This is a genomic window from Pseudomonas sp. MT92 (genome assembly GCF_058792515.1).
In genome coordinates, this window is record NZ_JBXAFA010000027.1 from 20,952 (window position 1) to 46,351 (window position 25,400).

Annotated in this window: 20 protein-coding genes and 2 pseudogenes; 8 read left to right on the forward strand and 14 right to left on the reverse strand. The window is 59.6% G+C overall.

Going from position 1 to position 25,400, the window contains the following annotated elements:
• Positions 1 to 33: 33 nt before the first annotated feature.
• Both AC1Q6D_RS31565 and AC1Q6D_RS31570 read left to right on the forward strand, forming a co-directional pair.
• Complete coding sequence (locus AC1Q6D_RS31565) at positions 34 to 951, forward strand: LysR family transcriptional regulator (RefSeq protein ID WP_103406251.1); 918 nt, start codon at positions 34 to 36, stop codon at positions 949 to 951.
• A 100-nt stretch (positions 952 to 1,051) separates the two neighbouring features.
• Entirely contained in the window at positions 1,052 to 3,013 is a 1,962-nt protein-coding gene (locus AC1Q6D_RS31570; protein ID WP_103406250.1) for an alkyl/aryl-sulfatase, read from the forward strand.
• An 18-nt stretch (positions 3,014 to 3,031) separates the two neighbouring features.
• Here AC1Q6D_RS31570 and AC1Q6D_RS31575 read toward each other — a convergent pair whose 3' ends face one another.
• The 3 genes from AC1Q6D_RS31575 to AC1Q6D_RS31585 are packed head-to-tail and all read right to left on the reverse strand — an operon-like array spanning position 3,032 to position 4,999.
• Entirely contained in the window at positions 3,032 to 3,325 is a 294-nt protein-coding gene (locus tag AC1Q6D_RS31575) for a DUF202 domain-containing protein (RefSeq protein ID WP_103406249.1), read from the reverse strand.
• Entirely contained in the window at positions 3,318 to 3,704 is a 387-nt protein-coding gene (locus tag AC1Q6D_RS31580) for a YidH family protein (RefSeq protein ID WP_103406248.1), read from the reverse strand. Before AC1Q6D_RS31580 ends, AC1Q6D_RS31575 begins: the two co-directional genes overlap by 8 nt.
• Entirely contained in the window at positions 3,704 to 4,999 is a 1,296-nt protein-coding gene (locus AC1Q6D_RS31585; RefSeq protein WP_256590383.1) for a DUF1329 domain-containing protein, read from the reverse strand. The genes AC1Q6D_RS31580 and AC1Q6D_RS31585 overlap by 1 nt, the downstream gene beginning before the upstream one ends.
• 288 nt (positions 5,000 to 5,287) lie before the next feature.
• Here AC1Q6D_RS31585 and AC1Q6D_RS31590 point away from each other — a divergent pair, with 288 nt between their 5' ends.
• Positions 5,288 to 6,241, forward strand: coding sequence for a LysR family transcriptional regulator (locus AC1Q6D_RS31590; RefSeq protein ID WP_103406246.1), 954 nt, complete (start codon positions 5,288 to 5,290; stop codon positions 6,239 to 6,241).
• A 29-nt stretch (positions 6,242 to 6,270) separates the two neighbouring features.
• Here the strand turns inward: AC1Q6D_RS31590 and AC1Q6D_RS31595 are convergent, their stop codons facing one another.
• The 3 genes from AC1Q6D_RS31595 to AC1Q6D_RS31605 all read right to left on the reverse strand — a co-directional run bounded on the left by AC1Q6D_RS31595 (position 6,271) and on the right by AC1Q6D_RS31605 (position 10,361).
• Positions 6,271 to 7,527 (reverse strand): MFS transporter, encoded by a 1,257-nt coding sequence (locus tag AC1Q6D_RS31595; protein ID WP_103406245.1) that lies wholly within the window; start codon positions 7,525 to 7,527, stop codon positions 6,271 to 6,273.
• Positions 7,528 to 7,636: 109 nt separating this feature from the next.
• Complete coding sequence (locus tag AC1Q6D_RS31600; RefSeq protein WP_103406244.1) at positions 7,637 to 8,800, reverse strand: acyl-CoA dehydrogenase family protein; 1,164 nt, start codon at positions 8,798 to 8,800, stop codon at positions 7,637 to 7,639.
• A 13-nt stretch (positions 8,801 to 8,813) separates the two neighbouring features.
• A complete protein-coding gene (locus tag AC1Q6D_RS31605; protein WP_103406243.1) occupies positions 8,814 to 10,361 on the reverse strand; it encodes an AMP-binding protein in 1,548 nt (515 codons plus the stop codon).
• Positions 10,362 to 10,649: 288 nt separating this feature from the next.
• On the opposite strand from AC1Q6D_RS31605, the gene AC1Q6D_RS31610 reads away from it, so the two are divergent.
• From AC1Q6D_RS31610 to AC1Q6D_RS31625, 4 genes and pseudogenes are all read left to right on the forward strand, one after another.
• A complete protein-coding gene (locus AC1Q6D_RS31610; RefSeq protein WP_371919937.1) occupies positions 10,650 to 12,503 on the forward strand; it encodes a DUF1302 domain-containing protein in 1,854 nt (617 codons plus the stop codon).
• 74 nt (positions 12,504 to 12,577) lie between these two features.
• Positions 12,578 to 12,715: pseudogene (locus AC1Q6D_RS31615) on the forward strand (LysR family transcriptional regulator); the annotation flags it as partial.
• 430 nt (positions 12,716 to 13,145) lie between these two features.
• Positions 13,146 to 13,580, forward strand: coding sequence for a DUF2721 domain-containing protein (locus tag AC1Q6D_RS31620; protein ID WP_047538702.1), 435 nt, complete (start codon positions 13,146 to 13,148; stop codon positions 13,578 to 13,580).
• 98 nt (positions 13,581 to 13,678) lie between these two features.
• Positions 13,679 to 13,939 (forward strand): annotated as a pseudogene (locus tag AC1Q6D_RS31625) (tyrosine-type recombinase/integrase); the annotation flags it as partial.
• Between the two features lie 145 nt (positions 13,940 to 14,084).
• On the opposite strand, the gene AC1Q6D_RS31630 reads toward AC1Q6D_RS31625, so the two are convergent.
• From AC1Q6D_RS31630 to AC1Q6D_RS31650, 5 genes are all read right to left on the reverse strand, one after another.
• Entirely contained in the window at positions 14,085 to 15,737 is a 1,653-nt protein-coding gene (locus tag AC1Q6D_RS31630; RefSeq protein WP_103406241.1) for an arylsulfatase, read from the reverse strand.
• A 373-nt stretch (positions 15,738 to 16,110) separates the two neighbouring features.
• Positions 16,111 to 17,793, reverse strand: coding sequence for a sensor domain-containing diguanylate cyclase (locus AC1Q6D_RS31635; RefSeq protein WP_492618494.1), 1,683 nt, complete (start codon positions 17,791 to 17,793; stop codon positions 16,111 to 16,113).
• 442 nt (positions 17,794 to 18,235) lie between these two features.
• Positions 18,236 to 19,309 (reverse strand): NAD(P)/FAD-dependent oxidoreductase, encoded by a 1,074-nt coding sequence (locus AC1Q6D_RS31640; RefSeq protein WP_103406239.1) that lies wholly within the window; start codon positions 19,307 to 19,309, stop codon positions 18,236 to 18,238.
• A 154-nt stretch (positions 19,310 to 19,463) separates the two neighbouring features.
• Entirely contained in the window at positions 19,464 to 20,165 is a 702-nt protein-coding gene (locus tag AC1Q6D_RS31645) for an alpha/beta fold hydrolase (RefSeq protein WP_256590382.1), read from the reverse strand.
• Between the two features lie 227 nt (positions 20,166 to 20,392).
• Positions 20,393 to 20,782 (reverse strand): c-type cytochrome, encoded by a 390-nt coding sequence (locus AC1Q6D_RS31650; RefSeq protein ID WP_103406238.1) that lies wholly within the window; start codon positions 20,780 to 20,782, stop codon positions 20,393 to 20,395.
• Positions 20,783 to 21,013: 231 nt separating this feature from the next.
• On the opposite strand from AC1Q6D_RS31650, the gene AC1Q6D_RS31655 reads away from it, so the two are divergent.
• Positions 21,014 to 21,319, forward strand: a complete 306-nt coding sequence (locus AC1Q6D_RS31655) for an NIPSNAP family protein (protein ID WP_047527771.1) — start codon at positions 21,014 to 21,016, stop codon at positions 21,317 to 21,319.
• A 28-nt stretch (positions 21,320 to 21,347) separates the two neighbouring features.
• On the opposite strand, the gene AC1Q6D_RS31660 is transcribed toward AC1Q6D_RS31655, so the two are convergent.
• The 3 genes from AC1Q6D_RS31660 to AC1Q6D_RS31670 all read right to left on the reverse strand — a co-directional run bounded on the left by AC1Q6D_RS31660 (position 21,348) and on the right by AC1Q6D_RS31670 (position 25,263).
• Positions 21,348 to 21,806 (reverse strand): GNAT family N-acetyltransferase, encoded by a 459-nt coding sequence (locus AC1Q6D_RS31660; RefSeq protein ID WP_090468480.1) that lies wholly within the window; start codon positions 21,804 to 21,806, stop codon positions 21,348 to 21,350.
• A gap of 196 nt (positions 21,807 to 22,002) precedes the next feature.
• Positions 22,003 to 23,691, reverse strand: coding sequence for a choline dehydrogenase (betA, locus tag AC1Q6D_RS31665; protein WP_103406237.1), 1,689 nt, complete (start codon positions 23,689 to 23,691; stop codon positions 22,003 to 22,005).
• A gap of 3 nt (positions 23,692 to 23,694) precedes the next feature.
• Positions 23,695 to 25,263 (reverse strand): purine-cytosine permease family protein, encoded by a 1,569-nt coding sequence (locus AC1Q6D_RS31670; RefSeq protein WP_103406236.1) that lies wholly within the window; start codon positions 25,261 to 25,263, stop codon positions 23,695 to 23,697.
• Between the last annotated feature and the right edge of the window lie 137 nt (positions 25,264 to 25,400).

The following is a 25,400-nucleotide window of genomic DNA, read 5'->3' on the forward strand; positions in this document are numbered from 1 at the left end:
AGGCATCAAGTATTTTTGAAATTTCATTTTCATATGCCATATATTCCCTGCATGAATACATTGAACTTCGATCTGAATCTGCTGCGGGTCTTCGACATGCTCCTTCGCGAGCAGAACGTTTCCCGTGCAGCCGAGCGTCTGTCTCTGACTCAACCGACCGTCAGCAACGCCCTGGCGCGCTTGCGGGATCAACTGGGCGACCCGCTGCTGGTGCGCGTCGGACGTCGCATGCGCCCTACCCCCAGGGCGCTGGCGCTGGAAGGGCCAATCCGCGCAGCGTTGCAGCAGATCGAGCAGACCCTGGTCATCGGCGATGCCTTCGAACCGCAACACAGCCAACGCCAGCTACGCATTGCCGTCACCGACTTCGTCGAGCAGATGTGCATGCCGCCCTTGCTGGCAAATCTTCAGGTACAAGCGCCATTGCTGCGTATCGATGTCGCGCACCTGACACCGGACCTGCCGGCCGAAGCACTGGATCGCGGCGAACTCGACCTGGTGCTAGGCCGTTTCGATGACGTGCCGGCACGCTTTGGCCGGCATCTGTGGCGCCGCGAGACGTTGCGGGTCGCGGTGCGCCAAGGCCACCCGGAAATGGGCAACGGCTTGACCCTGGACGCGTTTCTGCGGATGCGCCACCTGTGGGTGCATGGCGGTCAGACCCGAGGCATGGTCGATCAATGGCTGGCCGAGCAAAATCTCGCACGGCAGATCGTCTACACCACACCCAACTACCTGCAGGCCGCCCATCTAGTGGCGGCCACGGATCTGTGCGCCGTGCTGCCGATGACGCTGGCGCAACAGTTCGCCACGCTGCTGCCCCTTGAATTGTTTGAATTGCCTTTTGCGCTGGAGCCCTTCGAACTGGAACTGGTGCACCTGACGCATCGTCAGCATGACCCTGCGCTGGGGTGGCTGGTGGAGCAAATCATGACGATTGGAGCCACTTGAGCCATCGCGCAACGCGATAGCCACCATGCCGCTCTGGTATTGGATGCCGTCCGGCGTGCTCCTTAGAGTGGATCGCCTCAACAATAACAAGGACCCTTCCATGCGCTTCAAACAGCCCTTGCTGGCACTTGCCCTGCTGGCCCCGATCGGCGCTTTCGCCGCGACGCCGGCCAAAGACGCAACCGACGTCACCCGTCACAACAACCAGGCGTGGCTGCAAAGGCTGCCCTTCTCCGATACGGCAGACTTCGAAGCGGCAAGGCGCGGCCTGATCGAACGCTACGACGGTGTCATCGCCAACGCGGATGGCAAGACAGTCTGGGACCTGAGTCAATACGCTTTCCTGAACCAGCAGAGCGCACCCGCCACTGTCAATCCCAGTCTGTGGCGCATGGCTCAGCTCAACACCATTGCCGGTTTGTTCCAGGTCACGGAGGGCATCTATCAGATTCGTGGCCTGGACCTGGCGAACATGACCATCGTCGAAGGTGACAGTGGGTTGATCATTCTCGACCCGTTGTTTTCGGTCGAAACCGCCAGGGCCGGTCTTGAGCTGTACTTCAAACACCGTCCACGCAAGCCCGTCACGACGGTGATCTACACGCATCCCCACGTCGATCATTTTGGTGGCGTGCGAGGGGTGATCGATGAGGCCGATGTCAAGGCCGGCAAGGTCCAGGTCATCGCGCCACAAGGCTTCTTCGAACACGCCATCGGCGAAAACGTGCTGGCGGGACCGGCGATGAAGCGTCGCGCGCAATACATGTACGGCGCGCCCCTGCCCCGCAGTGACCGCGGTCAGGTAGACGCCGGGCTGGGCAAGGGTGTGCCGGCAAACGCGACCGTCAGCCTCATCGCGCCAACTCGGGAAATCGCTCAGCCGCTGGAGCGCCTGACGCTGGACGGTATCGAGGTCGAGTTCCAGATGACCCCCGGTACCGAGGCGCCGGCAGAGATGAACATCTATTTCCCTCGCTTCAAGGCTCTGTGCATGGCGGAGAACGCCACTCATGTGCAGCACAACGTGCTCACTTTGCGCGGCGCTCTGGTGCGGGACCCGAAGATCTGGGCGCATTATCTGGACCAGTCACTGGTGCGCTACGGCGATCAGGCCGACGTGGTTTTCGCCCAGCATCACTGGCCCACCTGGGGCGGTGCGCAGATACGCGATTACCTCGCCGACCAGCGCGACATGTACGCCTTCATCGACAGCCAGACCCTGCGCCTAATCAATCAGGGCCTCACACCCATGGAAGTCGCCGATACCCTGACCTCCCTGCCGCCGCGACTGGCAAGCAAGTGGTACAACCGTGATTACTACGGTTCGCTGAGTCACAACGTGCGTGCGGTGTATCAGCGTTACATGGGCTTTTACGACGGCAACCCGGCGAACCTCGATCCGCTGACACCGCAGGCAGCCGGCAAGCGTTACGTCGCAGCCATGGGTGGCGCCGAAAAGGTGCTGAGCCAGGCGCGCAAGGCCTTCGGCGAGGGTGATTATCGCTGGGTGGCGCAACTGACCAATCACCTGGTATTCGCCGAACCGGACAACAGCGAGGCGCGCCACTTGCAGGCCGATGCGCTGGAGCAGATGGGCTACCAGAGCGAGAACGCCACCTGGCGCAACGCCTACCTCAGCGGCGCTCAGGAACTGCGCGACGGTGTGGCCGCGGCGACCGGCAGCGGCGGCAATGTCGATGACATGGTGCGCGCGCTCACTCCCGCGATGTTCTTCGACTATCTGGGTGTTCGGGTCGATGCGCTTAAAGCCAGCGACAGCGATCTGACCATCAACTGGCGGTTCACCGACCTCGACCAGGACTACGCCCTGACCCTGCGAAATGGCGTGCTCACCCATCGGGATCTGACTCGGCATGAGCAGGCCGACGTCGAGATCAGCATGAGCAAGTCCACTCTGGACCGGATCGCGCTGAAGCAGACGGGTTTCCTGAAAGAAGCGACGGTGGGCGATATCACCATCAAGGGTGAAAAGGTGAAATTCCTACGCTTCATGGGTGGCCTTGAAGACGCTGATGCACGATTCAATATCGTGACGCCCTGAGTGGCTGCGGGCGGCGCTTCAGGCGCCGCTCAACAACGCGAGCATCGCGCTGACACTTAGCAGGCAAACCACCGCACCCAATGCGAAGATCGTCCAGGGTGCCGGAACCGCGCGTTCGACCTGCAACATAGCCAACCCCTGTCGATACCGACGACCCTGTCTGGCAAGCAGTATCAACGCCGCGACGGCCCCCATCCCCGTGGGCAGCGGATCGCCCAACCGTCCGGCAAGCATCACCACGGCAATCAGCGCCAGGAGAGTACGTCGCCAGGCCAGTTCCGTGCGCTCGGCCTGCAACCCCGGATCACCCATGCCAGTGCCGCCAGAGCACGCCGCTGACCAACACCGTGGCGGCCACACAGCCCATTGCCAGTGATGGTGCCAGCGCCGGCAAAGGCAGTGCTCGACGCTGGCGCAGCGCACGCTCGACCCGCAGCCAGCGTACGCACGCACCCGCGCTGACCATCAGGCTCAGTATCAGCAGACTGACCGCCATGACCATTCGCAACCGCGCCTCGAACACCTGGGCCGTGAGGGCCTCGATGGCGATCCCGCCACCGAGCAAGGCCAGCGACGTGCGAATCCAGGCGAGAAAGGTGCGCTCGTTGGCCAGTGTGAATCGCGGATCGGGCGACTCTCCCGGGCCAAGCAGAATGTCAGTCAAGCCACGGCGCTTTGACGGCATCCCCATCAGCGCACTCCAAAGCTGCGCAAGGCGCCCGGCGAGAAATACGAGAGGCTCGTGGGCAGGTTGAAGACATAAGGCATGCGCTGTTCATTGATCAGGCCCGAGACGTGATAACGACCGCTCTTCAAGTCATAGGTTGCCTCCATGGCATTGACCGCCGCCTCGCCGCCGGGGTGATAAAAACTGTGCGCCCCCGTGGTACGCCAAAGCTTTCCCTGTTGATCGTAGAGGTCGGCCTCGAGAATCGCCCAGGTGTCTTCGTCCACATAATAACGGCGCTTACCGTAAATGTTCTGGGCGCCGGGTTTGAGGGTCGCGACCACCTCCCACACCCGGTGCAGTTCGTAGCGGGTAGGCACGGGGTCGACGTGTCCCGGGCGGATCAACTCGCTGTAACGCAGATCAGGTGATGCCAGGCGATAGCTGTTGTAGGGCACGTGCAGCAACTTCTTGCCCACCAACTGCCAGTCATAACGATCCGGCGCGCCATTGAACATGTCGCGACTGTCCGCGGTGCGCAGCCCGCCCGTTCCAGGTCCGGTGGTGTCGTAGGCAATACCGGGCGCCCGCCTGACCCGACGCTGGCTAGAACTGTAGATCCAGGACAGGCGCGGCTCGGCGACCTGGTCGAGTGTTTCATGCACCACCATCGCATCGCCGGCGAGCCGCGACGGCGCCGTCATGCGATAGGTGAAGTAGTAAAGAATATTGTCGGCCCCCGCCCCCGGCAGTCCGTCCGGGCGGGCGAATTCCTGACGTGCGCTCATCAGGGTGAAGCGGCCGTTGCCCACTGGTGTGACACTGTCGGAGACCAGGCTGTAACTGGCGTTGCGGTTACGCGTCAGATGGTTCCAGATCACTTCAAGACCATTATGCGGCACGGGGAAAGCGACGGCCCCGGTAAACCCGCGAAGCCCATTGCCCTGATCCGCCAACTGCGCATGTGCGGCATTGCGCGCGGCCGAAGCGGCGAGCGGCGCGGAGATCGGGACACTGCGATGGGTGGGATAGACCGGCAGTTTCATCGTCTGGGGAAAACGCTTGAGTAAAGCGATTTGCCCGGCCGTCAGTTGGCCCTCGTAATGTTGGTAATTTTGCGCGGTGATTTCGTACAGCGGGCGCTCCCCGGCATAAGGATCGACCGGCGTGCCGTTGCGTTCCAGTCGCTGCTGAGCGGAAGTGAGCCCGCCCTGCCAGGCCGGAATTCGCCCGTCAGGGGAAGCACCGCGTTCAGCGCCTATGGGCGTCAGATCCGGGGGCAATTGGCCCGTGGCCAGCGCGCCGGTGGCCCACGTCATTGCAAACAGCAGACAGCAGGAGACGGGCCTCAGGGACGGACGGAATACACCTCGATTGCGGGTTGTCATCACTCTTAACCTCTTATTGTGTTTATCAGAGAGTGAACAGCTGGAGGTCCCGGCGGATACCGTTGAAAAGGCTGCCGGGACAGGTGGCAAATCATTCTTTTCGAGTGGTCGGATAGCCTCTGGATGTGTATCAATGGATACTAAGTAGGCCCCTGGGGCCCGACAAATAGCGTCTTCAGATAGTTGCCATAGCACTTCGGCATAGCCAGAGATTTGCCCATGACTTTGAAACAGCTGCGTTACCTGATCGCCATTGCCGAAGCTGGAAGCTTCTCTAATGCCGCACGCCGGGCGTTCATCGCCCAGCCTGCCCTGAGCCGCCAAATCGGTTTATTGGAAAGCGAACTGGATATGCAACTGCTGGCCCGTCAGCATGATGGCATTGAGTTGACCGATGCAGGACGGCAGCTGTACGAAGTGGCGCGGTCGGTGATCCAACAGATCGATTCGGTGAAGGACGAGCTCAAGTCGAGTCGCGGCAACCCGATGGGTCACGTTTCGATTTCCATTCCGGCCACCGCGTCCGCGCTGCTGTTGCCGCCCATCATCACCCAGGCACAGGCCAAGTTTCCGGGAATCAAACTCACGGTATGGGATGGCTTGAGTCGCGAAGGCGGTCAGGCGATTGAACTGGGCAAAGTGGATTTCGGCGTCGTGCCCAACGCCGAAGAGCTGGATCATGTCATTGCCGAGCCGGTCTTCACTGAAGACCTGTATTGGGTCGGCACCCCTGCCCTTGAGTCGGACGACTCGCCGATAACGCTTGCCGAAGCGGCGGCCACGCGGCTGGTGATGCCACCGCGTGCCCTGCACCTGCGTCGGCGGATCGAGCAATCGGCGATGGAGGCCGGAGTGACGCTCGATTCGAGCTATGAGCAGCAGTCGGCGCCGGGCATCAGCAGCCTGGTGCGTGCAGGCCTTGCGGCAACCATCAGCAACTGGCCACCGCTGACCGAACTGCTACAACCGATCTCGGCACGACTGATCGTGGAACCACGGATCACCCGCACCATTTCCCTGGCCCATTCGCAGCACAAACCGCTGTCGTTCGCGGCTACCTGCATGCGCGACTTGGTGCGCGGGCTCTTGATCGAGGCGGTGTGCGATGACCGCTGGAAAGGCAGTCTGATCGAACGCACGCTGGAGGAAGAGCGGAACACGAGCGATCAGTAAGGGCGCCGCATCGCGCAGCGCCCGGCGTTTCAATTGACCCGAGGCTGCGCGACACCGACGATATTTCGCAGCCGCTCGCGGGTTTTCTGCGGATCCATCCACCACAACCCGATCAGCCCCGCCACCACCAGCACCGCGCCGCAGACCAGAAACCCCTCGCCATAACCGGCCGGATGCTCGGCACCGGCGCCCTGCACCAGGATTCCGGTGACCACCGGTGCCGACAGACCGGCCAGCGAGGCGATGCCATTGCCGATCGCCAGGATTCCCGCGCGCTGGCTGCCCGGCGTGAACTCGGCGAGCATGGCCGGCCCCACTGAGTACATCACCAGCGCCAGACCGCCGCTGAATGTCAGGCAGACGATCCGTTCAATGTTCGATAGCCCCGGTAGAAACAGCGCAGCGCTGAGCAGACCGCTGGCGATCAGACAAAACGAAACGAAAGCGCCTCGCGACCATCGCGTCGCCATGCCGCCGCGCATCAGGCGCTGCGAAAGCCAGGCCATGAATAGGCTCAGCGGCGTGGTGACGACCACAAACAACACGAACACTCGGCCGGTCATGATCGGATCGATACCCAGGCCGTTTTCCAGATAACTCGGCACCCAGGTCAGGGTCAGCGCCAATGACCAGTTGGCCGCGAAATGGCACAGGTAATTACTCAGCAGCGTGCTGTCAGTAAGCAACTTTCGATAAGGCACATGCTCGTCATCCTGCTTCAACTGGCCAGGGCGAATACGATCCAGCGTGCCTTCGCGTCCCAGCAGCCACCACAGCACGCACCACACCGCGCCGATGGCGGCCAGCAGGATGAAGTTCATGCGCCAGCCGTAATGCACGCTGACCCAGGGGATCATCGCGCCGGCGACCAGCAGGCCGAAGGCACTGCCTGTATGCAATAGCGCCACCGGCAGGTTGCGTCGGTCATTGGGAAACCACTTGTACAGGGCGTGGGTCGCCACCGGCGACGCCGGCCCCTCGCCTATGCCCAGCAGCACGCGACAGGCCACGATGGCCCACAAGGATGTAACAAACAGCATCGGCAACTGGATCAGCGCCCAAAACGCGCCCATGCCCAAGAGCAGCGTGCGGGTCGGCCGGCGATTGGCCATGAAGCCACCGACCACTGCGGAAATAGCGAAGAACCAGTGCAAGGCGCCGCCCACCAGGCCGAACTCGGTCGGTGACAGGCCAAGCTCTTTGGACATCGGCACTGCGACCAGGCCGATGACCACCTTGTCGAGGAAGTTGACCAGCATCAGCAGTGCCAGCAGTACCGCAACCATCCAGGCCGTGCCTGAACGTCCGGGGGTGTCAGAGTGAGTCATGGTTGTCTCTCGTTATTGTTTTTGTCTGAGCGTCCGGCCAGTTGCAGCCGGACGTGCGGCGGCACTGCTAGCCAGGCATCAGAACGCCTTTGGCAATGGTATTGCGCTGAATTTCACTGGTACCGGTCAGGATGCGCATCATACGGGTCGCGCGGAAGATCCACTCCACCGCATTGCCGCGCAGTAGCCCCGCACCACCGTGAATCTGCACCGCCCGGTCGGCGATACGGAATGCAGTCTCCGAGACGAACAACTTGCACATCGGTGCCTGCGTACGGATATCGCCGCCTGCGTCGTTCACCGCTGCGGTCGCATAGACCATGCTGCGCGCAGCATGCAGTTCCGTCGCCATGTCGGCAATCATGTGGTTGATCGACTGGAACATTGCGATCGGCTGGCCGAACTGCTTGCGCGTGCGGGCGTAATCAACCGACAGGTTCAAAGCCAACCCTGCCAGGCCCAGCATCGTCGGGCAATGCAGCAGACGATTGAGCGTGATGCGTCCCATCGCCAGTTTGAACCCCAGCCCCTCCTCACCAATCCGGTTGGCCACCGGCACCCGGACGTCGTCCAGGAAAATATCGCCGTGAGCACCACCACCGGACATCACCGAGTAGTCGCTTTCGATCCGCACACCTGACGCCTTGAGATCTACGAAGAATGCCGAGATGCCCTGGGCGCCGCCACCCGGTCCGGTGACCGCCAGCAGCACCGCAATATCGGCATAGGGAGCACCCGAGATGAAGCGCTTGCTGCCGTTGAGGACGTAATCGTCGCCGTCGCGACGGGCATGGGTCTTGATCGCCGTGGCGTCGGAACCTGCCTCACTCTCGGTCAGCGCGAAACATACGGCCTTCTCAGCCCGGCATACCGGTTGCAGAAAAGCCTCTACCTGGAAAGGGCTCGCCACCTTGAACAGATGGCCAACGCGCGGCGGCCCGGATAACTCTCCGAGGATATGCGGCGCGAGCATGGAGCCAGTCAGCACGGTGGCTTCCTTCACCGCGCACAGATCCGAAACGTTGAGCCCGGCGCCGCCAATGGCCTCGGGCAGCATGATGTTGTAGAAACCCTGCTCGCAGGAACGCTTCCAGACCTCCTTGAGCACTTCGCGCGGATGCGGCTCGGCCCAGCTCAGGCCTGCGCGTTGTTCCAGGGGCTGGACTTCGTCGCGAACGAAGCCACCGATGGCCTCGATGATCTGGCTGGCCTTTTCACTTGGCTGGTACATGGTGATCTCCTGTTCAGATGCGACGGTCGCTGTGTTGCCAGTAGGCATCGCGGATAAGACGGCGAACGACTTTGCCGTTGGGGTTCTTGGGCAGCTCGGTGACGAAATCCACGGCGCGGGGTTTCTTGAACCCGGCCAGGGTCTGCGCGCAATGCTCGATGACCTCTCTTTCACTGAGCTTGGTACCCGGCTTGAGCACGATCACGGCTCGCACCGCTTCGCCCCACTGTTCATCCGGCACACCGACGACGGCGGCCTCGTAAACTTGCGGCAGGTTGTAGAGCACCTGTTCGACTTCGGTCGGGTAGATGTTGAAGCCGCCGGAAATGATCATTTCCTTCTTGCGATCCACGATGAACACGTAACCCTCATCGTCGACCGTCGCCAGATCGCCGCTGAGGTAGTACCCGTCGCGCATCACCTCGGCGGTCAGCTCGGGTGCCCGCCAATAGCCCTGCATGATGTCCGGGCCCTTGACCACGATTTCGCCGATCTCGCCCGGCTTCACATCCAGGAATTCGTCATTGACCACCCGCAAGTCGGTCTCGAAATAACAGCGACCGCAGGACGCCAGCCGTCGATAGTCGCCGTTCTCGCAAAGATGATCCTGTTCGGTGAGCACAGTGACCAGCGAACAGGTTTCACCGGCGCCATACCCTTGCGCCAGGATCGGCCCGAACACTTCGATGGCGCGCTTGACCAGCGAAGGCGCCATCGGTGCTGCGCCGTACATGACCAGGCGCAGGCTGCTCAGGTCGTAGCGTTCCACACCGGGGAAGTTCACCAGTCGGTTGATCATCGCGGGCACCAGGAACAACCGGGTGACGCCTTCACGTTGAATCGACTCAAGCAGCAATTGATCGTCGTAGCGTTCCAGTAGCAGGTTGCAGGCACCCACCGCCAGCAATGGCATCAACTGCATGCCACTGGCATGGGTGATCGGCCCGACGTGCGCCATGACATCGCCAGGCGCCGCGCGCCGGGTGGGGCTGGCGATGCTTTTGCGGATCAGCGCCTTGCGATTGCCGACACTGAGCATCGCCGCCTTCAACACACCGGAGCTGCCGGAGGTGTAGTGCAACACAGCCAGTGCATCGTCAGGCGGATCGCAACTGACCGGTTTGGTGTCACCCAGGTTCAGCAGCGTCGGGTAGGCGACGTCGCCGCCCGCCTCTGCCAACGCCACGACCAGACGCAGCGCAGGCACCTGCGCCCGTTGCGCGGCCAAAGCTTGGGCAAACAGCGGTGTAGTGATTAGCGCAACGCTGCAGGAATCGTTAAGAATCTGGATGACTTCGTCCAGCGAGAGGCGCGCGTTGACCGGCACCTTGACCAGGCCGGCCTTGTAGAAAGCCACTTCGGCCTCGACCAGCTCGACCCGGTTCTCGGCAAGGATGGCGACGTGTTCACCAGAGTCGATGCCCTGGGCCAGTAACGCCGAGGCCAGTTGATTGGTGCGCTGTTCCAGCTCGGCGAAGGTCACTCGGGTGTGACGATCGATGACGGCCGTTCGCTCTGGCCAGTACTTGGCACTTCGACTGATTAGGTTTCCAAGGTTCACGTTGTTGTTCTCGTCGACAGTTAGGACTGGGGCGATCCTAAACAGCGTCGCAACGGCGAACGTAATACCAGTTACTGATGCCGGGTATAGCTTTTTTAGCTGGCCGAACCGGGTGTACCGGTCACTCCGGAGCCCCATGCCGAAGTGTTATGGCAACGATCCAAAGACGCTATTTGTGAGCCAATCCGGCGCCTCCCTATCATCCCCTCGCCACCGACGACCAACCTGTTCGCTGGGTCGCGGTGCTTCATCCCCTCACTCTCTAATAAACACAATAAGAGGTTAAGAGTGAACGCTATCGTTCCCGACCGATTCCGGTCCTCGCTGGTTTTACTGTCGTGCAGCCTGCTCGCAGCCCCCGTCGGCGCCATGCAATTCGAACTGGGTGAGATAGAAGGCCAGTTCGATTCTGCTCTGGCACTGGGCGTCGGCGTCAGCACCGCCAATCCGGACAAACTGCAGGTGGCAGCCCCCAACGGTAATGACGGTCGGCGCAATTATCGATCCGGTGACGTGTTCTCGACAGTCTTCAAAGGTACCCACGACCTGGAACTCAAACACGACAACCTGGGCATGTTCGTGCGCGGTACTTATTGGTACGACACGGCGCAGCGCGATCACAGCCAACGCTTCAAGGACATCGACGACCACAACCGCAAAACCTCGGCGAAGACGGCCGGGTTCCAGTGGCTCGATGCTTTCGTCTATCGCCTCTACGACATCAGCGGTGAGCCAGGCTCGGCACGTCTTGGCAAACAAGTGGTGAACTGGGGCGAAAGCATTTTCATCCAGGGCGGCTTGAACGTCGTGAACCCCTTCAACCAGGCTGCGCTGCGTCGACCGGGTTCGGAGGTCAAGGACGCGCTGGTGCCGGTCAATCTGCTGTATGTGACCCAGAACATCAACGAGGCACTGTCCTTTGATGCGTTCTATCAGCTGGATTGGGAGCAGACGCAACTGGACAACTGCGGCACATTTTTTTCGGGTAACGATTTCATTCCCGAGGGTTGCGAAAGCCTCGATGTCGGCGGTCGACAGGTCAACCTCGCAGCGGCAAACCGAGGGCTTGGACCTTTTGGCGTGGTCATGAACGAGGAAGGCGTACGCATCCCCCGAGCAGGCGATCAGGATGCTCGCAACAGCGGTCAGTGGGGCTTGTCGCTGCACTGGTATGTCGCACCGCTGGACGCCGAATTCGGTGTGTATGCCGCCAACTACCACAGCCGCTCGCCTTATCTGGGCACCGTCAGCAGCCCTTACTTCAGCAACAACGCTTTCGCCCCGCAGTTGTGCAGCAATCTCGGTGTGCCTTCGGCCGGGTGCGGCGCGTTTCTGAGGTCCAGCTCAGGCCAGTCCCTGGCGGGCGCGTTGCGCATGGGGACCTCCCAGTACCTCGCGCAGTACCCTGAGGACATTCGCTTGTACGGCCTGACTTTCTCCACCAACCTGCGCACCGGCACGGCGCTTCAGGGCGAGCTCAGCTATCGCCCGAACATGCCCGTGCAGCTCAACGGCACCGATGTGCTGCAGTCATTGCTCAACGCCGAAGGCCGCAGCCCATTGTCCGAACCCGGCCTGCGCCCAACTACCGACTCGACCCTGTTTAACGGTTACCGGCGCAAGGAAGTCACCCAGGCGCAAGTCTCGGCGATGCATTCCCTTGGCCAGGTGATGGGGGCGAACCAGCTGCTGCTGGTGGGCGAAATCGGCGCGACCTATGTCGGCGGCCTGGAAGGAAAAAACGGGCCGCGTTACGGCCGATCCGGTGCCTACAACAGTGGCGAACTGGCCAACAACAGCGTTTGCCTGAGCATTTCCAACAGCCCTGAATACTGCAATAACGAAGGTTTCGTCACGCCCTTTTCCTGGGGTTATCGGCTGCGTGCAACCTGGAGTTACTCAAGCGTGATGCAGGGACTGGACCTGCGCCCGAACCTGTCTTGGTCCCATGACGTCAAGGGTTACTCGCCAGGCGACGGTTCGGCGTTCAACGAAGGTTCGCGCTCGGTGAGCCTGGGCCTGGACGCGACATTTATGAGCAAGTATTCAATGAGCCTCTCTTACACCGACTACATCGACGGCAGCTACGGAACCCGCGGTGATCGCGACTTCGCGGCGATCAGTGTCGGCGCCTCCTTCTAATCCTTACCAAAGGAATAACGCCCCATGCATAAACATTTCCACACCAATTACGACAGGCAGCAATGGTGAGATAGCTGTCTAGCGGCAGTCTGGTACGAGCACTTGAGGACTGGTGCCAACCCTTTGCGGGCTATCATCTCAACTATCCGAATCGCCGTGAGCATTCGCTCGCGTTTGACGCTGTGGTTGATGCACTGCTCCATAAACGCTGAATTACTAACCATAATAACGTCTCATGATTACAGCGAAGAACAGACCGTCGAAATTTAGCCGGTCGACGCGCAAGTAGATTTCTGACTGTTCTCACCGAAAGCAGGGGTTGGCGAGTGTCTCCTTTGGGTCGTTTTGAGCCGATCACGACAGGCAGAAAACGGCCGATTGTGTTGAAAAAGTCGGTTCTTCCAGACTGTCCGCATACTCACTGTGGAAAGTCTCCTGAGCTGCTCTACGCTGTACGACAGGGCGCTCCGACCAACTTGCAGGCCTAGCCTGACGTTGGTGCCCTGTTGTCAGCAAAACTCGACCCCCAAGACTGTACTGAGTCCCCTACCTGATAACAGGGTGCACCCCACCTTTTGACCGCGAATATGTCAAATGGAGAATTGCAAATACTCAAACTATTACTATTGGGTGATCCCTAAATTGAACGAATTCATTCCTGACGCTGTGCGGTTGTCGCAGATCTTTTCACAAGCAACAGCCCCGACGTTTTTCCTCGGTGCAATAGCTGCGTTCGTTTCGTTAATGACTTCGAGATTATCAGCTGTCATCGACCGTACACGGGTACTCAATGCGATCCCCGAAGACGACCCGAGGCGTGCGCATCTCAGGGCTGATCTGGAGAGATTGAGGCGGCGGGCTAACTTATTGAACGCTGGAATCCTGTCTTCTCTGCGCGGCGGACTTTGCGCCACCCTGCTGCTCGCTATCATATTTTTAACTGAGTTCATGGGCTTCAAGTACGCCTATGGTGCCGGCCTTCTTTTTATAGTCGCCACATTCTTCCTAGGTGTAGGTCTATTTCGCTTCGCCCAAGAAGCTAAAATCAGTGTCAGTGCGGCGGATGAACACCTTTGACCGATTCAAATTCTTGATGTCCGGAGCCCCCGAGGCACTACCTCCTGACACGACGAATTCCCCCTAACTTCGGGACATCTTTGATAGTCCGCTATGGGCGATTGCATGGCTCAGATCAACTCTCCACCAGGCAATACGCTCGAATAGTCAAAGCATGGGTAACAGCCATTGGACTTGATCCGACGATGTACGGTACCCACACGCTAAGGCGAAGCAAAGCATCTTTGATCTATCGCAGGACCAAGAATTTGAGAGCAGTTCAACTGTTGCTTGGTCATACGAAGCTCGAAAGCACTGTCAGGTACTTGGGCATCGAGGTAGACGATGCTCGAGAAATGGCAGAGCAGACAGAAGTCTAATCATCCACGGCGACGGTCTGGGCCCGACCGTCGCTTTCCGACCCGTAGCAGTCGGTCACAACGAAAAAAAGGTTCTTCATTTGAATGTAGTTTCTGGCAAAGAGGAAAAAGAGGCGGCAGCCTAGGGCAGGCTGCCGCAGCATGGCTAGTTAGGCATTGGAATGTTGATGCCTTCTTTCTCCAGATCTTCGCGTACCGACTGGAATTTCTGGAACTTGGACAATTCCACCGGGCCGTCATAGCCCATGCTTTGCAGTTTGCGTGGTGGATACTGGACATAGGTTTTCATCAGCTTCGCAATCGCAGTGCTGATCGGCACCATGGTCCAGGTGTGTTCGGTGAAGTTGTTCATGAAGATGTCGTAGCGTTCCTGAGGATCTTGGAGCAAGTCGAAGACTTGCGGCACGGTCGCCACGTATTTGGTTGGCCCCTTCCAACCCTGGTTGGTGTCGACGGCCAGACCGCCCGTCACGGCGCCATCGTCGCCCCTCAGGTTGAACACTGCTTTGTAGTTACCGACACGGGCAGCACCCGGCGACAACTCGTTTTCGGTGAAATAGAACCACTCTTTACGCGGGTCGGGTCCAGTGCCGAGAAGTACCGGGGTCATATCGTAGCTGTCGAAGATGATCGGCTTGCCTTCACGGTCCTTGTCCGGAAGTTTGACACCGGCCACGGAGGCGAAAGTGGCCATCAAATCGAGACCACCGATGATGTCGTGATTTTTGGTGTCTGGCTTGATTTTGCCAGGCCAGGCCATGATCGCCGGAACCCGGTTGCCCCCCTCGCGCACGGTGCCTTTGGTACCCCGGAAAGGCGTATAGCCGGCGTCGGGGTAAACGTCCTGCCAGGCGCCGTTGTCGGTGGTGTAGACCACTAGGGTGTTTTTATCCAGACCCAGCGCTTTGAGCTTGTCCATGATGCGCCCGATGCGGGTATCGAGTTCGACGATGGAGTCGGCGTATTTGGTCTTGGATATCGACTTGTGCACGAACTCCGGTGCCGGCATGTTCGGCTGGTGCACCTTCATGAAGTTGACGTTGATGAAGAAGGGTTTATTGGATTTAGCCGCGGTGTCGAGAAACTCCATCGTGGCTTTTTCCACATAGTTGTCGAAGAACGGAATGCCGACCACACCGGGTTTGCCATCAATGACTGGTGTGTCCACATACTGGCCGTTGATCTTGAATTCCTCGACCGGCTTTTCCCCAGCTTTACCGGACAACGCACCCTTGGTCACTTTGGTGAACATGGCGCGGGTTTCATCGTCCATGTCCGGGAACCAGGTCGGGTCCGCGTAGGTGTAGGCGTTCAGGTGGTAAAGGCCGACGTATTTCATCACGTCGTAACCCTGGGCATTGGGCAGCGCGTAATCGTCTTCGCCCAGGTGCCACTTGCCGGTGAAATAGGTGTCGTAGCCACCGGTCTTGAGCACCGATGCCAGTGTCCATTCAGCCGCCGGCAAGCCACCGCCCTGACCCTGAAAGGCGACCGTGGTCATGCCGCTGCGGTTGGGTATGCGTCCGGTCTGCATGGCGGCCCGGCCTGGGGTGCAACTGGGTTGCGCATAGAAGGAGAAGAATGTCGTGCCTTCTGCGGCGAGTTCGTCGATGCGGGGTGTCGGCATGCCTCGACCCACCCCCCCGCCATATGGCCCCAAGTCGCCGTAGCCGGTGTCGTCGGAAACGATGAACAGAATATTGGGTTTTTCGGTTTGTGCCGCCTGCGCAACACCATGGAGGGCCATGAGCAATGAACATGCAACGTAGAACTTAGTGCGGTGCGAGTGCCTTTTCATGCCTGGTTTCCTTTCTGGGAAGTAGACCCTTGCCGCCCGCGAATATGATGAGTACAAGACAAGGATCTTGTGAGGAACCACCAACTTCGTGCCCGGACAGTCTCGGAAACCCGCTAACTTCTGAATAGAAATTTCCATCAGCTATTCAAGGCTAATGTTGGAGCCTAGTACGAAAGGTTTCGTGTCGTTTGGTGCCTTCGTGCCGCTCGTCGATTATGTCGGCTCTTGGGCATTTATAGCTCGATCAGGCAATGCAGTGCGTGGCCGTGGGGGCATTTCCTCTATCAATGCCCGCTTCTGGCCGATTTCTGCCTGTGGTGACGGGAAGCAATCGGCCAGAAGTGGGTGCCCAGATATCTCAACGAATCAGGCGTTATCCGCCTGCAATGCAAACGCGGTTGCGCCCACAGTGCTTGGCCTCATAGAGCGCAGCGTCGGCGCGATTGAACCAGCGCTGCGAGTCGGTCTCGCCGGCATGGGCAGCGAGCCCCAGGCTGAGCGTGTGCGGAATGATCTGGCCTTCGAATTCGGTCGGCGTCGCCTCGAAGGCTTCACGCAGGTGATTGGTCATGCGTTCAGCGCCTTCGCGATCAATACGCTCAAGGACCAGGACGAACTCCTCTCCACCGAAACGGCCGACGATATCAGTCTGGCGCGAGTTGGCGCGTAAAATCTTGGCAAAGCTACGCAGTACAGCATCGCCGGCAGCATGGCCATAGGTGTCGTTGACCGTCTTGAAGAAGTCGATATCAACAATCCCGAGCCACAGTGTATCCGGTGTAGAAGGCTGTTTTATCAGCTCGTCCAGACGACGCTCGACGCATTTGCGGTTATTCAGCCCGGTAAGGCCATCAGTATTTGCCGAATGCTCAGCAGCGAGACGTTCCTGCTGCTGGGTACGTATCCACAGGGCGAGAGAGATGGCGAAGCATAGGACTTCGATCAGCGCGGCACTCTGAGTCATCGTCATCGGTGCGATCATGTTGATTTCCGGAGGCCCGCCCTTGATACCGTACCAGGCCCAGGTGACGCTGAGCGCACTGAGACCGAAGGTCGCCCAGCCAATCAGCAGCCAAATTGCATGCGGTGTACCACGCCTCCAACTGACAAAAGCAAAGTACGCATTGATAATCGCGGTGGCGTTGAAGAAGCGGTACATGAGAAAAAGTGTATCGAGAGGCAATGCGCGCAACGCACACAAGATCGCAACCACGGCATTCGCCAACGCAAACCCCAGGGCCACGCGGTCGAGTATCGGAGCAACGGAGTTCAGGCGCAGTGCCTTGCGGGTAAATAGGAAGGACAAACACAGCGCGCCGCTGACCAGCAGGCCGAGGCCTTCGTTCGTCCAGAAACTTGTATCCGGTGCAAGATGCTGCGCGAGCAGGCCGCGCAAGTTGAACCACGCGAAGCCAGTACACGTGACGAAGGCGGCATAAGTGATAAAGGTCGGCTGACGCAGCACGATACCGAACAGCAGCCAGATGGCACCCAGCGTGATGTATACGCCCAAGTGTGTTGTGTAGATGGCGGTATAGGTCTGCAGGGCCGCCATGAACGCAGCAGGCTGGTACAGGCGCAAGGTCAATCGCATATCGTCGCCAGACACTGAGCGCAGCCGCACGAAAACCTGCTGTGTTTCGCCAGGGGCGATGCTGTGCATGATCGCAGGTAGGGGCGAAGGCAGAGCGCGGCTGGAAAATGGCAGGCGATCGCCGACTTCCTGCTGCCATGGGATAGGGGCTGTCACGAAAACCGTCATGGAATCAATCCATGCCGTGTCATCAACAAGCACCCAAGGCTGTGCATCCGCGCCTGGATTGTGCAGCGTTAGCCGCAACCAGAACCCGTCGCGGGTGATGCCCTGATAAAGATCAGCTTGTGTCAGCGGCTTCCACGCGAAGGGATCGAGTTGCTGCAGCGAATCGTAATTGTGTGGATCGCGCTGAAATTCGGCGTGACCAACCAGCGACAGGCCATCGAGATTTGCATCAACGGCAACAGGCTCCAGCGCATATACATGTGAATACGCCAGCAGCGCCAGAACAACCAGCAAAAACCGAAACACCGCCAAAGCTCCATGCCCTCTCATACATTCCCTGCTATTGCTCTTCGTGCAAGTTGGATTAAGTAACAATATCCCTATGAATAGGCCGCGCTACTCTAAAGCCTCCGAGCATAAATGAGGAGTCACGTCGCCAGCAGCCAACGGCTGCTTCTGGCCGATTTCTTCCTGTCGCCACTGCCAGCTTTGGGTCGCAAGCTGCCCGTTGCTACAGGCAGCAATCGGCCGATTGTGTTGAAAAAGTCGGTTCTCCAGACTGCCCGCGCACTGACTCCTGAAAATGCTTTTTTTGCGCGCAGCTACGCGAAATCTGAGCCCGAAATCCTCTGCTCAAAGCAAAGAATTCAATCTCAAGCGCGTACTTTTCTCCCGTGGAAACCATGGCCGACTTTTTCAACAGAATCGGCCGATTTCTGCCTCACAAGAGGATCCCCTACGCTTGCAAAAATCGATCGGGCCGGCATGGGCAAAGGGCACTGGACGCCTTGTCATCGATAATCTCCTCGCTGGCCAGACGTCCCACTGTCGCCGCCAAAGTAATTCCAGGGTGCATTGCACAAACGTAGACGCCACCCACTTTGGGTAGATAACCGATGATGGGGAGGCCATCGGCAGGCATGGGCCTGAGTCCGACACAAGCCCGTTCCGGATCTATGGAAACAACACCATGGAGTTCGTTCTGGATTGTCTTGGAAGTTCGAAGCGCTATCGCTGCCGGCTGATTATCCATGGCGTCGTCCAGGTAATCTTCTGCCGCCAGTAACGCACCATCCGAACTTTGCCTCACTTCCATTTCAGGGCTGGAGATGAGGGTGTGCACGAGGTTGGGTTGCGACTTGTAACGAATGAAAATGGCAGGCGAGGCCTCTATTGGCAGGGACACTCCAAGCATGTCTGTCAGCTTCGTGATGCCTGTCCCGGCTGCCAGTACGACAATATCGGCATCGATGATGCCTATTGTTGTTTCGACTCCGGTCACCGTTGCACTCTGGGTTACAAAACCGAGCACTCGCGTCTGAGTGAGAATCTTCGCCCCATACGCCTGGGCACCTGCGATCAACGCATGCGTAGCTGCCACTGCGTCCAGCGCTCCTTCTTCAGCCGCATACAGAGCAGACTGGGGAGGGTTCTTTAGATTTGGTTCAAGGTCGAGAATCTGCGATCGAGACACCAGGTTTGCCGAAGCTTGGTGACCTGAGATCGGCAGCGCTCCAATCGCCATCACGCTGTAAGACAAGGCACCTGTCCATCTTATCTCCAGGCCTGGCAGCTGCGTTTCGAGTCGGCGGTACTCCTTGATGGCAGAACCGCGCAGTTGCGCAATTGGGTCAGGTTCGGGGTGTGAGGCATTGAGCCAAGCGAATGAGCTGCCAGTCACTCCCGAAGCTATATCTTCAGCTTCTACCAAGGTGACATTCGCGCCTTTACCTGCCAAGTGATACGCCAATGACGCGCCAACTATGCCTGCACCAATGACAACGACTCGTTTGTCCTGACCATTTCCCATATCAACCTCCGTTCTGTCGATGTGCCGATGGTACGACAGCTGGATGATTTCATGACATGAGAACCTGGTAGTTCAGGACGCTTTTTGAGTGACCGCTCCTGGCCGGGGGCGGACAATCAATCCAAAGCGGTGGCAACCCGTGCTCGGCTCACCATCAGACCAGATGTCTCTCTATCAACCCTGCCACTTCGACTGCGTGAGTAAAACCCAGATCGTGATCGGCGCCAGGGAAGACGTGTAGTTCCGCGCGGGGTAACAGTTGAGCAAGGCGCTGGCCGACGCGAACGGGGCTGATCGGATCAGAATCTCCCCAGAGGAGCAGGACTGGCATGCGCAACTCGGCCAACCGGAGCGTGAGGTCGGTCTGGTCGTCGAGAAACCAACTCGGCAGTGTCGGGTTGGCGGCAGCAAAATCCGGGCGCCAGTCATGCGCGCCCAGAGCAGAAATGTCCACCCCGCCAGAGGTGACGGTCAGCGTCAGGTGCGTGATCAGTTCAGGGCGCTCAAGCGCTGCACGCACAGCGACTATACCGCCCATAGACTGCGCCACCAGCGCTGTGGGTCGGTCGATCTCGGCCAGCACGCGAGCCACCAGATCATCCATGCCGGTCACGCCAGCCAAGGGCGGAGTGTCTCCAAAGCCGGGCCAGCCGATATGGACCCGCTGCGCCGGGTGGACCAGGCGCTCAGCAACCGGAAGCCAAAACCGGGTGTTACCCGAGGCTCCGGGCAGGAAGAGGAGTTTGGCGGGGGATGCGATCACAGGGTTGGCGAGATTATGGGCCAGCAACGGGGTCAAAATGCCTGACCGCTCTTCTGCAGTCACGTTTTCCGATAGCTTGATTTCTACAGCCATGGCGCTCTCCCTGAGCAACGAGTAAATGACTCAACAAGGTAGCCCATTCAGTCACCCCATGGTGAATCAGCATAAGCATCCGTCGTCCTTTTTTGATGGGCTGAATACCGGCTTGCGGCCGTTCCCTGCCGATCATGGTTACAACGCGTGCGGGGCAAATCCGATGCTATCGGTAGTCAGGTCGAATGCAAGCAGGTGTTCAAGTGGAGTGCAATTTCTCAGGCCGGTCACGGCGCCGGAAAGGTCTCCAGATACGCCAGCAGATCGTCGATTTTTTCCTGGTCGCTGATGCCCCAGAAAATCATCCGGGTGCCGGAAACCACTGCCTTTGGATCTTCGATATACGCAGCGAGTTTTTCCCGGGTCCAGACCACGCCCGATGACTTCATGGCGTCGGAGTACTGGTAGTCGGTGGTGCTTGCGGCCGCGCGTCCGACGATACCGTTGAGCTGCGGGCCAAAAAACGCCCGCGCCGATTCTCCGATCTGGTGGCAGCCGCCACACATACGCTTGAACAGTTTCCCGCCGGCCTCGGCATCGCCGGCCGCTTGGGCCTGCGCACCCGACAAACCTGCCTGAAGCAGCAAGAAGACGGTCAGCACCGCAGCTTTGTTCATGTACAGCTCCAGATCCGGGATGACGCACGGCGAAAAGGGGCGGCCATTTCACCATGTCCAACGCTTTTATCGAAGGGTTTGTTGCGGGTGCCTGCGGGAACCGGCATAAACGCCACCCTGCAGATGAGCGCGCATTCCTGGCCGCAAATCGCTGATGGCAGTCTGACGCAGGCCTTGGCAGACTGTTGCCCTTTGCATCCCGTCCCGCACTTTTACAAGGAAAGAAAACTGATGGTCACCTGCTACCTGAAATACGTACTCGACCCCTACAAGCTCGACGCGTTCGAGCACTACGGCAAGTTGTGGATTCCACTGGTGGAGAAATTCGGTGGTCAGCATCACGGCTACTTCCTGCCGTCCGAGGGTGCCAGCAATATTGCCCTGGCGATGTTCACCTTCCCCAGTCTGGCGGCCTATGAAACCTATCGCCAACAGTCGATGAACGACCCGGCGTGCATTGCCGCGTTCAAGTACGCCGAAGAAACCCGCTGCATCCTCAGCTATGAGCGCAGTTTCTTCCGGCCGGTGTTCGGTTAGGGCTCATCCGCGACTTGAAGCGCCGGGCTCAGCCCTGCTTCAAGTCCAGGCAGTAGGTGTAGTAACCCGGATCTCGTACATACCCCAAAGACTCATACAAGCGCTGCGCGGTGTGGTTGTCGGTGGCGGTTTCCAGGGTCATGCCCTTGGCGCCGCTCAACCGCGCAAAGTCGCGGGCTGTGTTCATCAATAGGGTGGCGACGCCTTTTCCGCGAGCGGCGGGCGCGCTGAACAGGTCGCCGAGCAACCAGGTGCGGTGTGCGTTGATGGAGGAAAAGGTCGGGAACATCTGCACGAAACCCAGGGCTTCGCCGCTGGCGTCCTCGGCGTAGAAGATCACCGATTCGTCGCGGGCGATGCGCTCGGCAATGAAGTCACGGGATTGCGGCAGGTTCGATGACTGACCGTAGAAGCCGCGATAGGCGTCGAATAACGGGGCGATCTTGTCGATGTGGGAAGCGTCGGCGCGCAGGGCCTGAATAGCCATGAGGGTGCTCCTTTGCGGTCTCAAGGACTCTGGAGCCTAGCAAACAATTGCCCGCACGCGGCGTGAAGCTGCGCGAATGCTTCGATCCTGCTGGAGCTGGCTTGCTGGCGAAGGTTGTCAACGATAACGCGTGCGGGCTGGATAAACGCGGCGCTCTCGGGTCCATCGCCAGCAGGCTGGCTCCTACAGGGTTTTATTACACCCGCACATTACGTCCCGGCAGGGTCGACCGCTGGCTGTTTTCCCAGTTTTCGACCAGTCCCACCGGCACATCCGACGCTGGCAGCATCTTGCGTCCGCGCACCAGGTCCGACGCCCGTTCGGCGAGCATGATGGTCGGTGCGTTGAGGTTGCCGTTCGGTTCGGTCGGGAACACCGAGGAGTCGATCACCCGCAGCCCGGCAATGCCATGCACGCGCAACTCGGAATCCACCACGGCCATGTCGTCCTCGCCCATGCGGCACGAACCGCAAGGGTGATAGGTGCTCTCCAGGTTGTCACGCACGAACGCATCAAGGTCCTCATCGCTGGTCAGGTGCGCGCCGGGGGCAATCTCACCATCGCGGAAGCGGTCCATGGCTTTCTGGCCGATGATCTCGCGGGTCAGGCGGATGCACCGTCGGAAGCCTTCGCGGTCCTCTTCGCGCTCCAGGTAGTTGAAGCGGATTTCAGGATGCTCGTAAGGATCGGCCGAGCGCACGCGCACATAGCCGCGGCTCTTCGGTTTGTTCGGCCCGGTCAGCACCATGAAACCATGGCCCTTGATCGGCTTGTTGCCGTCGTAACGCATGGCCGCCGGCAGAAAGTGGAACTGAATGTCCGGCCAGCGCAAGCCCTTGTCGGAGCGGATGAAACCACCGGCCTCGAAGTGGTTGGTGGCCCCCAGGCCATCCTTGAACAGCAGCCAGCGCAAACCGATCATCAGTTTGCTCAGCGGGTCCATTTTGCTGTTGAGCGTCACCGGTTCCTTGCAGCCGAACTGGATGTACACCTCGGCGTGATCCTGCAGGTTCTCCCCTACCCCCGGCAGGTCATGACGCACGGCGATCCCGGCCTTGCGCAGGACCTCGGCCGGGCCGATGCCCGAACGTTGTAGCAGGTGCGGCGAGCCGATCGGCCCGGACGAGATCAGCACTTCCTTGTTGCAATAGACCTGGTGGGTCTGGCCACCGTGGTCATAGCTGATGCCCACGGCGCGCTTGCCCTCGAGGATGACCTGGCGGGTCATCGCATGGGTGATCACCGTCAGGTTCGGACGGTCCATGGCCGGGCGCAGGTAAGCGTTGGCGGTGGAACAGCGCACGCCGTTTTTCACGGTCATGTGCATCGCGCCGAAACCTTCCTGCATGTAGCCGTTGCAGTCATCGGTCTTGATGTAGCCCGCTTCCGCACCGGCTTCGACCCAGGCCCCGTACAGCGGGTTCTTCATATGGTTGCCGTTGGTGGTGTGCAGCGGTCCGGTTTGCCCGCGATAGTTATCACCGCCAGACTCATAGCTCTCGGCGCGCTTGAAGTACGGCAGGCAGTTTTTATAGCCCCAACCCTGGGCGCCGAGGGACTCCCACTCGTCGAAGTCATAGGCATGACCGCGGATGTACACCAGGCCGTTGATCGACGACGAACCACCCAGCACCTTGCCCCGAGGGCAGTGGACGCGACGACCGTTGAGGTAGGTTTCCGGCTCGGTTTCGTAGCGCCAGTTGTACTTCTTGGTGTTCATCGGGATCGAGAATGCGCTGGGCATCTGGATCACTACGCTCTTGTCGCTGCCGCCAAATTCCAGGACCAGCACCGAGGTGGCCGGATCTTCGCTCAGGCGGTTGGCCAACACACAACCTGCCGAGCCTGCGCCGATGATGATGTAGTCGTATTTTTGCGTAGCCATGATTTATCTCCGGACCGTCGATTCGTTGAAAACGGGCTTCGACGGTTTGGTCAATGTGTCGCCGGTGGTGAATTGCGGGGAAATCTTCTCGATGTGCTGGATGACCGCTTCTTCGCGCTTGAGATCGATCGAGCGGCTGAGCACGTAATAGGCCACCCCCGATACGATCAGCCCGACCAGCCAGGCGATGTCGATGCTGCCCAGGGCTTTGGCGAGTGGGCCGACATACACTTCGCGCTGTTCGACGCCGTCGAAGATGTAGAAAAACGGGATCATCGAGATGAAGCCGATGGCGTACGCGGCGATGCCACGCAGGCCCCAGCTGCCGTAGATGTTGCCGTGGGGCATGAAGAAGTGCGGGATGGCGTAGCGGCCCTTGCGCACGAAGAAGTAGTCGGTGAGGTTGACCGAGGTCCAGGGCACCAGGAAGTACAGCATCACCACCAGGTAGATGCCGAGCACCGACAGGCCCTTGCCGGAACTCTGGATGCTCAGGGCCACACCCAATTGCAACAGGATCACGAAGGCGATAGCCAGGATCCGCGCTTTGCGGGTCGGTTCGATATGCTTGATCGAGTCGACGCAGGTCAGCGTGGTGAGCTTGGCGCTGTAGATGTTCATCGCGATCACCGGCAGGAACGCCAGGATAGTGATCACCACGACCGCCGTGCCCATCAGCGGCGACACGGTATTGCCGACTTGCCCGAGGGCCACCAGCACGTCAGTGGAGTGCAGGTGATCGGCCAGCCAGCCCCCTACGGAAATCATCCAGGCACCGGACAGCGAAGCCCCCAGGAACACCACCGCAATCAGCTTGCCGCTGGAGGTGTTCTTCGGCAGGTAGCGCGAGTAGTCCGACACGTACGGGGCGTAGGCGATGTTGTAGCTCGCCGCGGCCGCGAATTGCGCGATGAAACCGGTCCAGTTGAATCCCAGTGGTGCCGGGGCCACTTCACCGGCGCCGAGCGCCGGCAACGCCGCATCCGGCACCCAGCCCATCAGCACCGCCAGGGTCACCAGACCGTAAAGTGGCAACGACAGGTACAGCGCCCATTTGAAGCTGCGGTGCATCCAGTCATGGCCGAGGATCGCCAGCACGGCTGCCGGTATCGTCACCGCCACTGCGATCACGGCGGGGTTGAAGCCGAATAGCGTGTGCAGTCCCTGCATCATCAGCACGAGGTTGACGATGTTGAAACCGGCGAACACAAACAGCGTCGCCAACAGCACCAGAATCACCCCGCGATAACCGAACTGCGCACGGGACTGGATCATCTGTGGCAGGCCCAGGTGCGGGCCTTGCGAGCCATGAAAGGCCATGAACAGCGTGCCGAACATGATGCCCAGCGTACCGGCCAGCGTGGTCCAGAGCGCGGTCAGGCCAACGCTCGGGCCGACGAAGCCGATGGTCATGGTGAAGAAGGTGAAGTTGCCGAGAAACCAGAACGGGCCCTGGCTCGACAGTTTGTCGGTGCGCTCGTGCTCGGGGATGAAATCGATCGAATGGCTTTCGACGACGATTTTGTCGTCGAGGACCGACACGCTCGGGGCGGACTTGGCGTTTGTGTTCATGATGGACTCTTATTGTTGGAAGATCATGACGAAAAAACCGCATTCTTTCGGGTGAACGACTCCCGGGGCGCGTCCTTGCCGTTCCCGAATTTCAAATGTGCAATTGCTTTCAACGTTGGCATTGTTCCTTGTCTTGC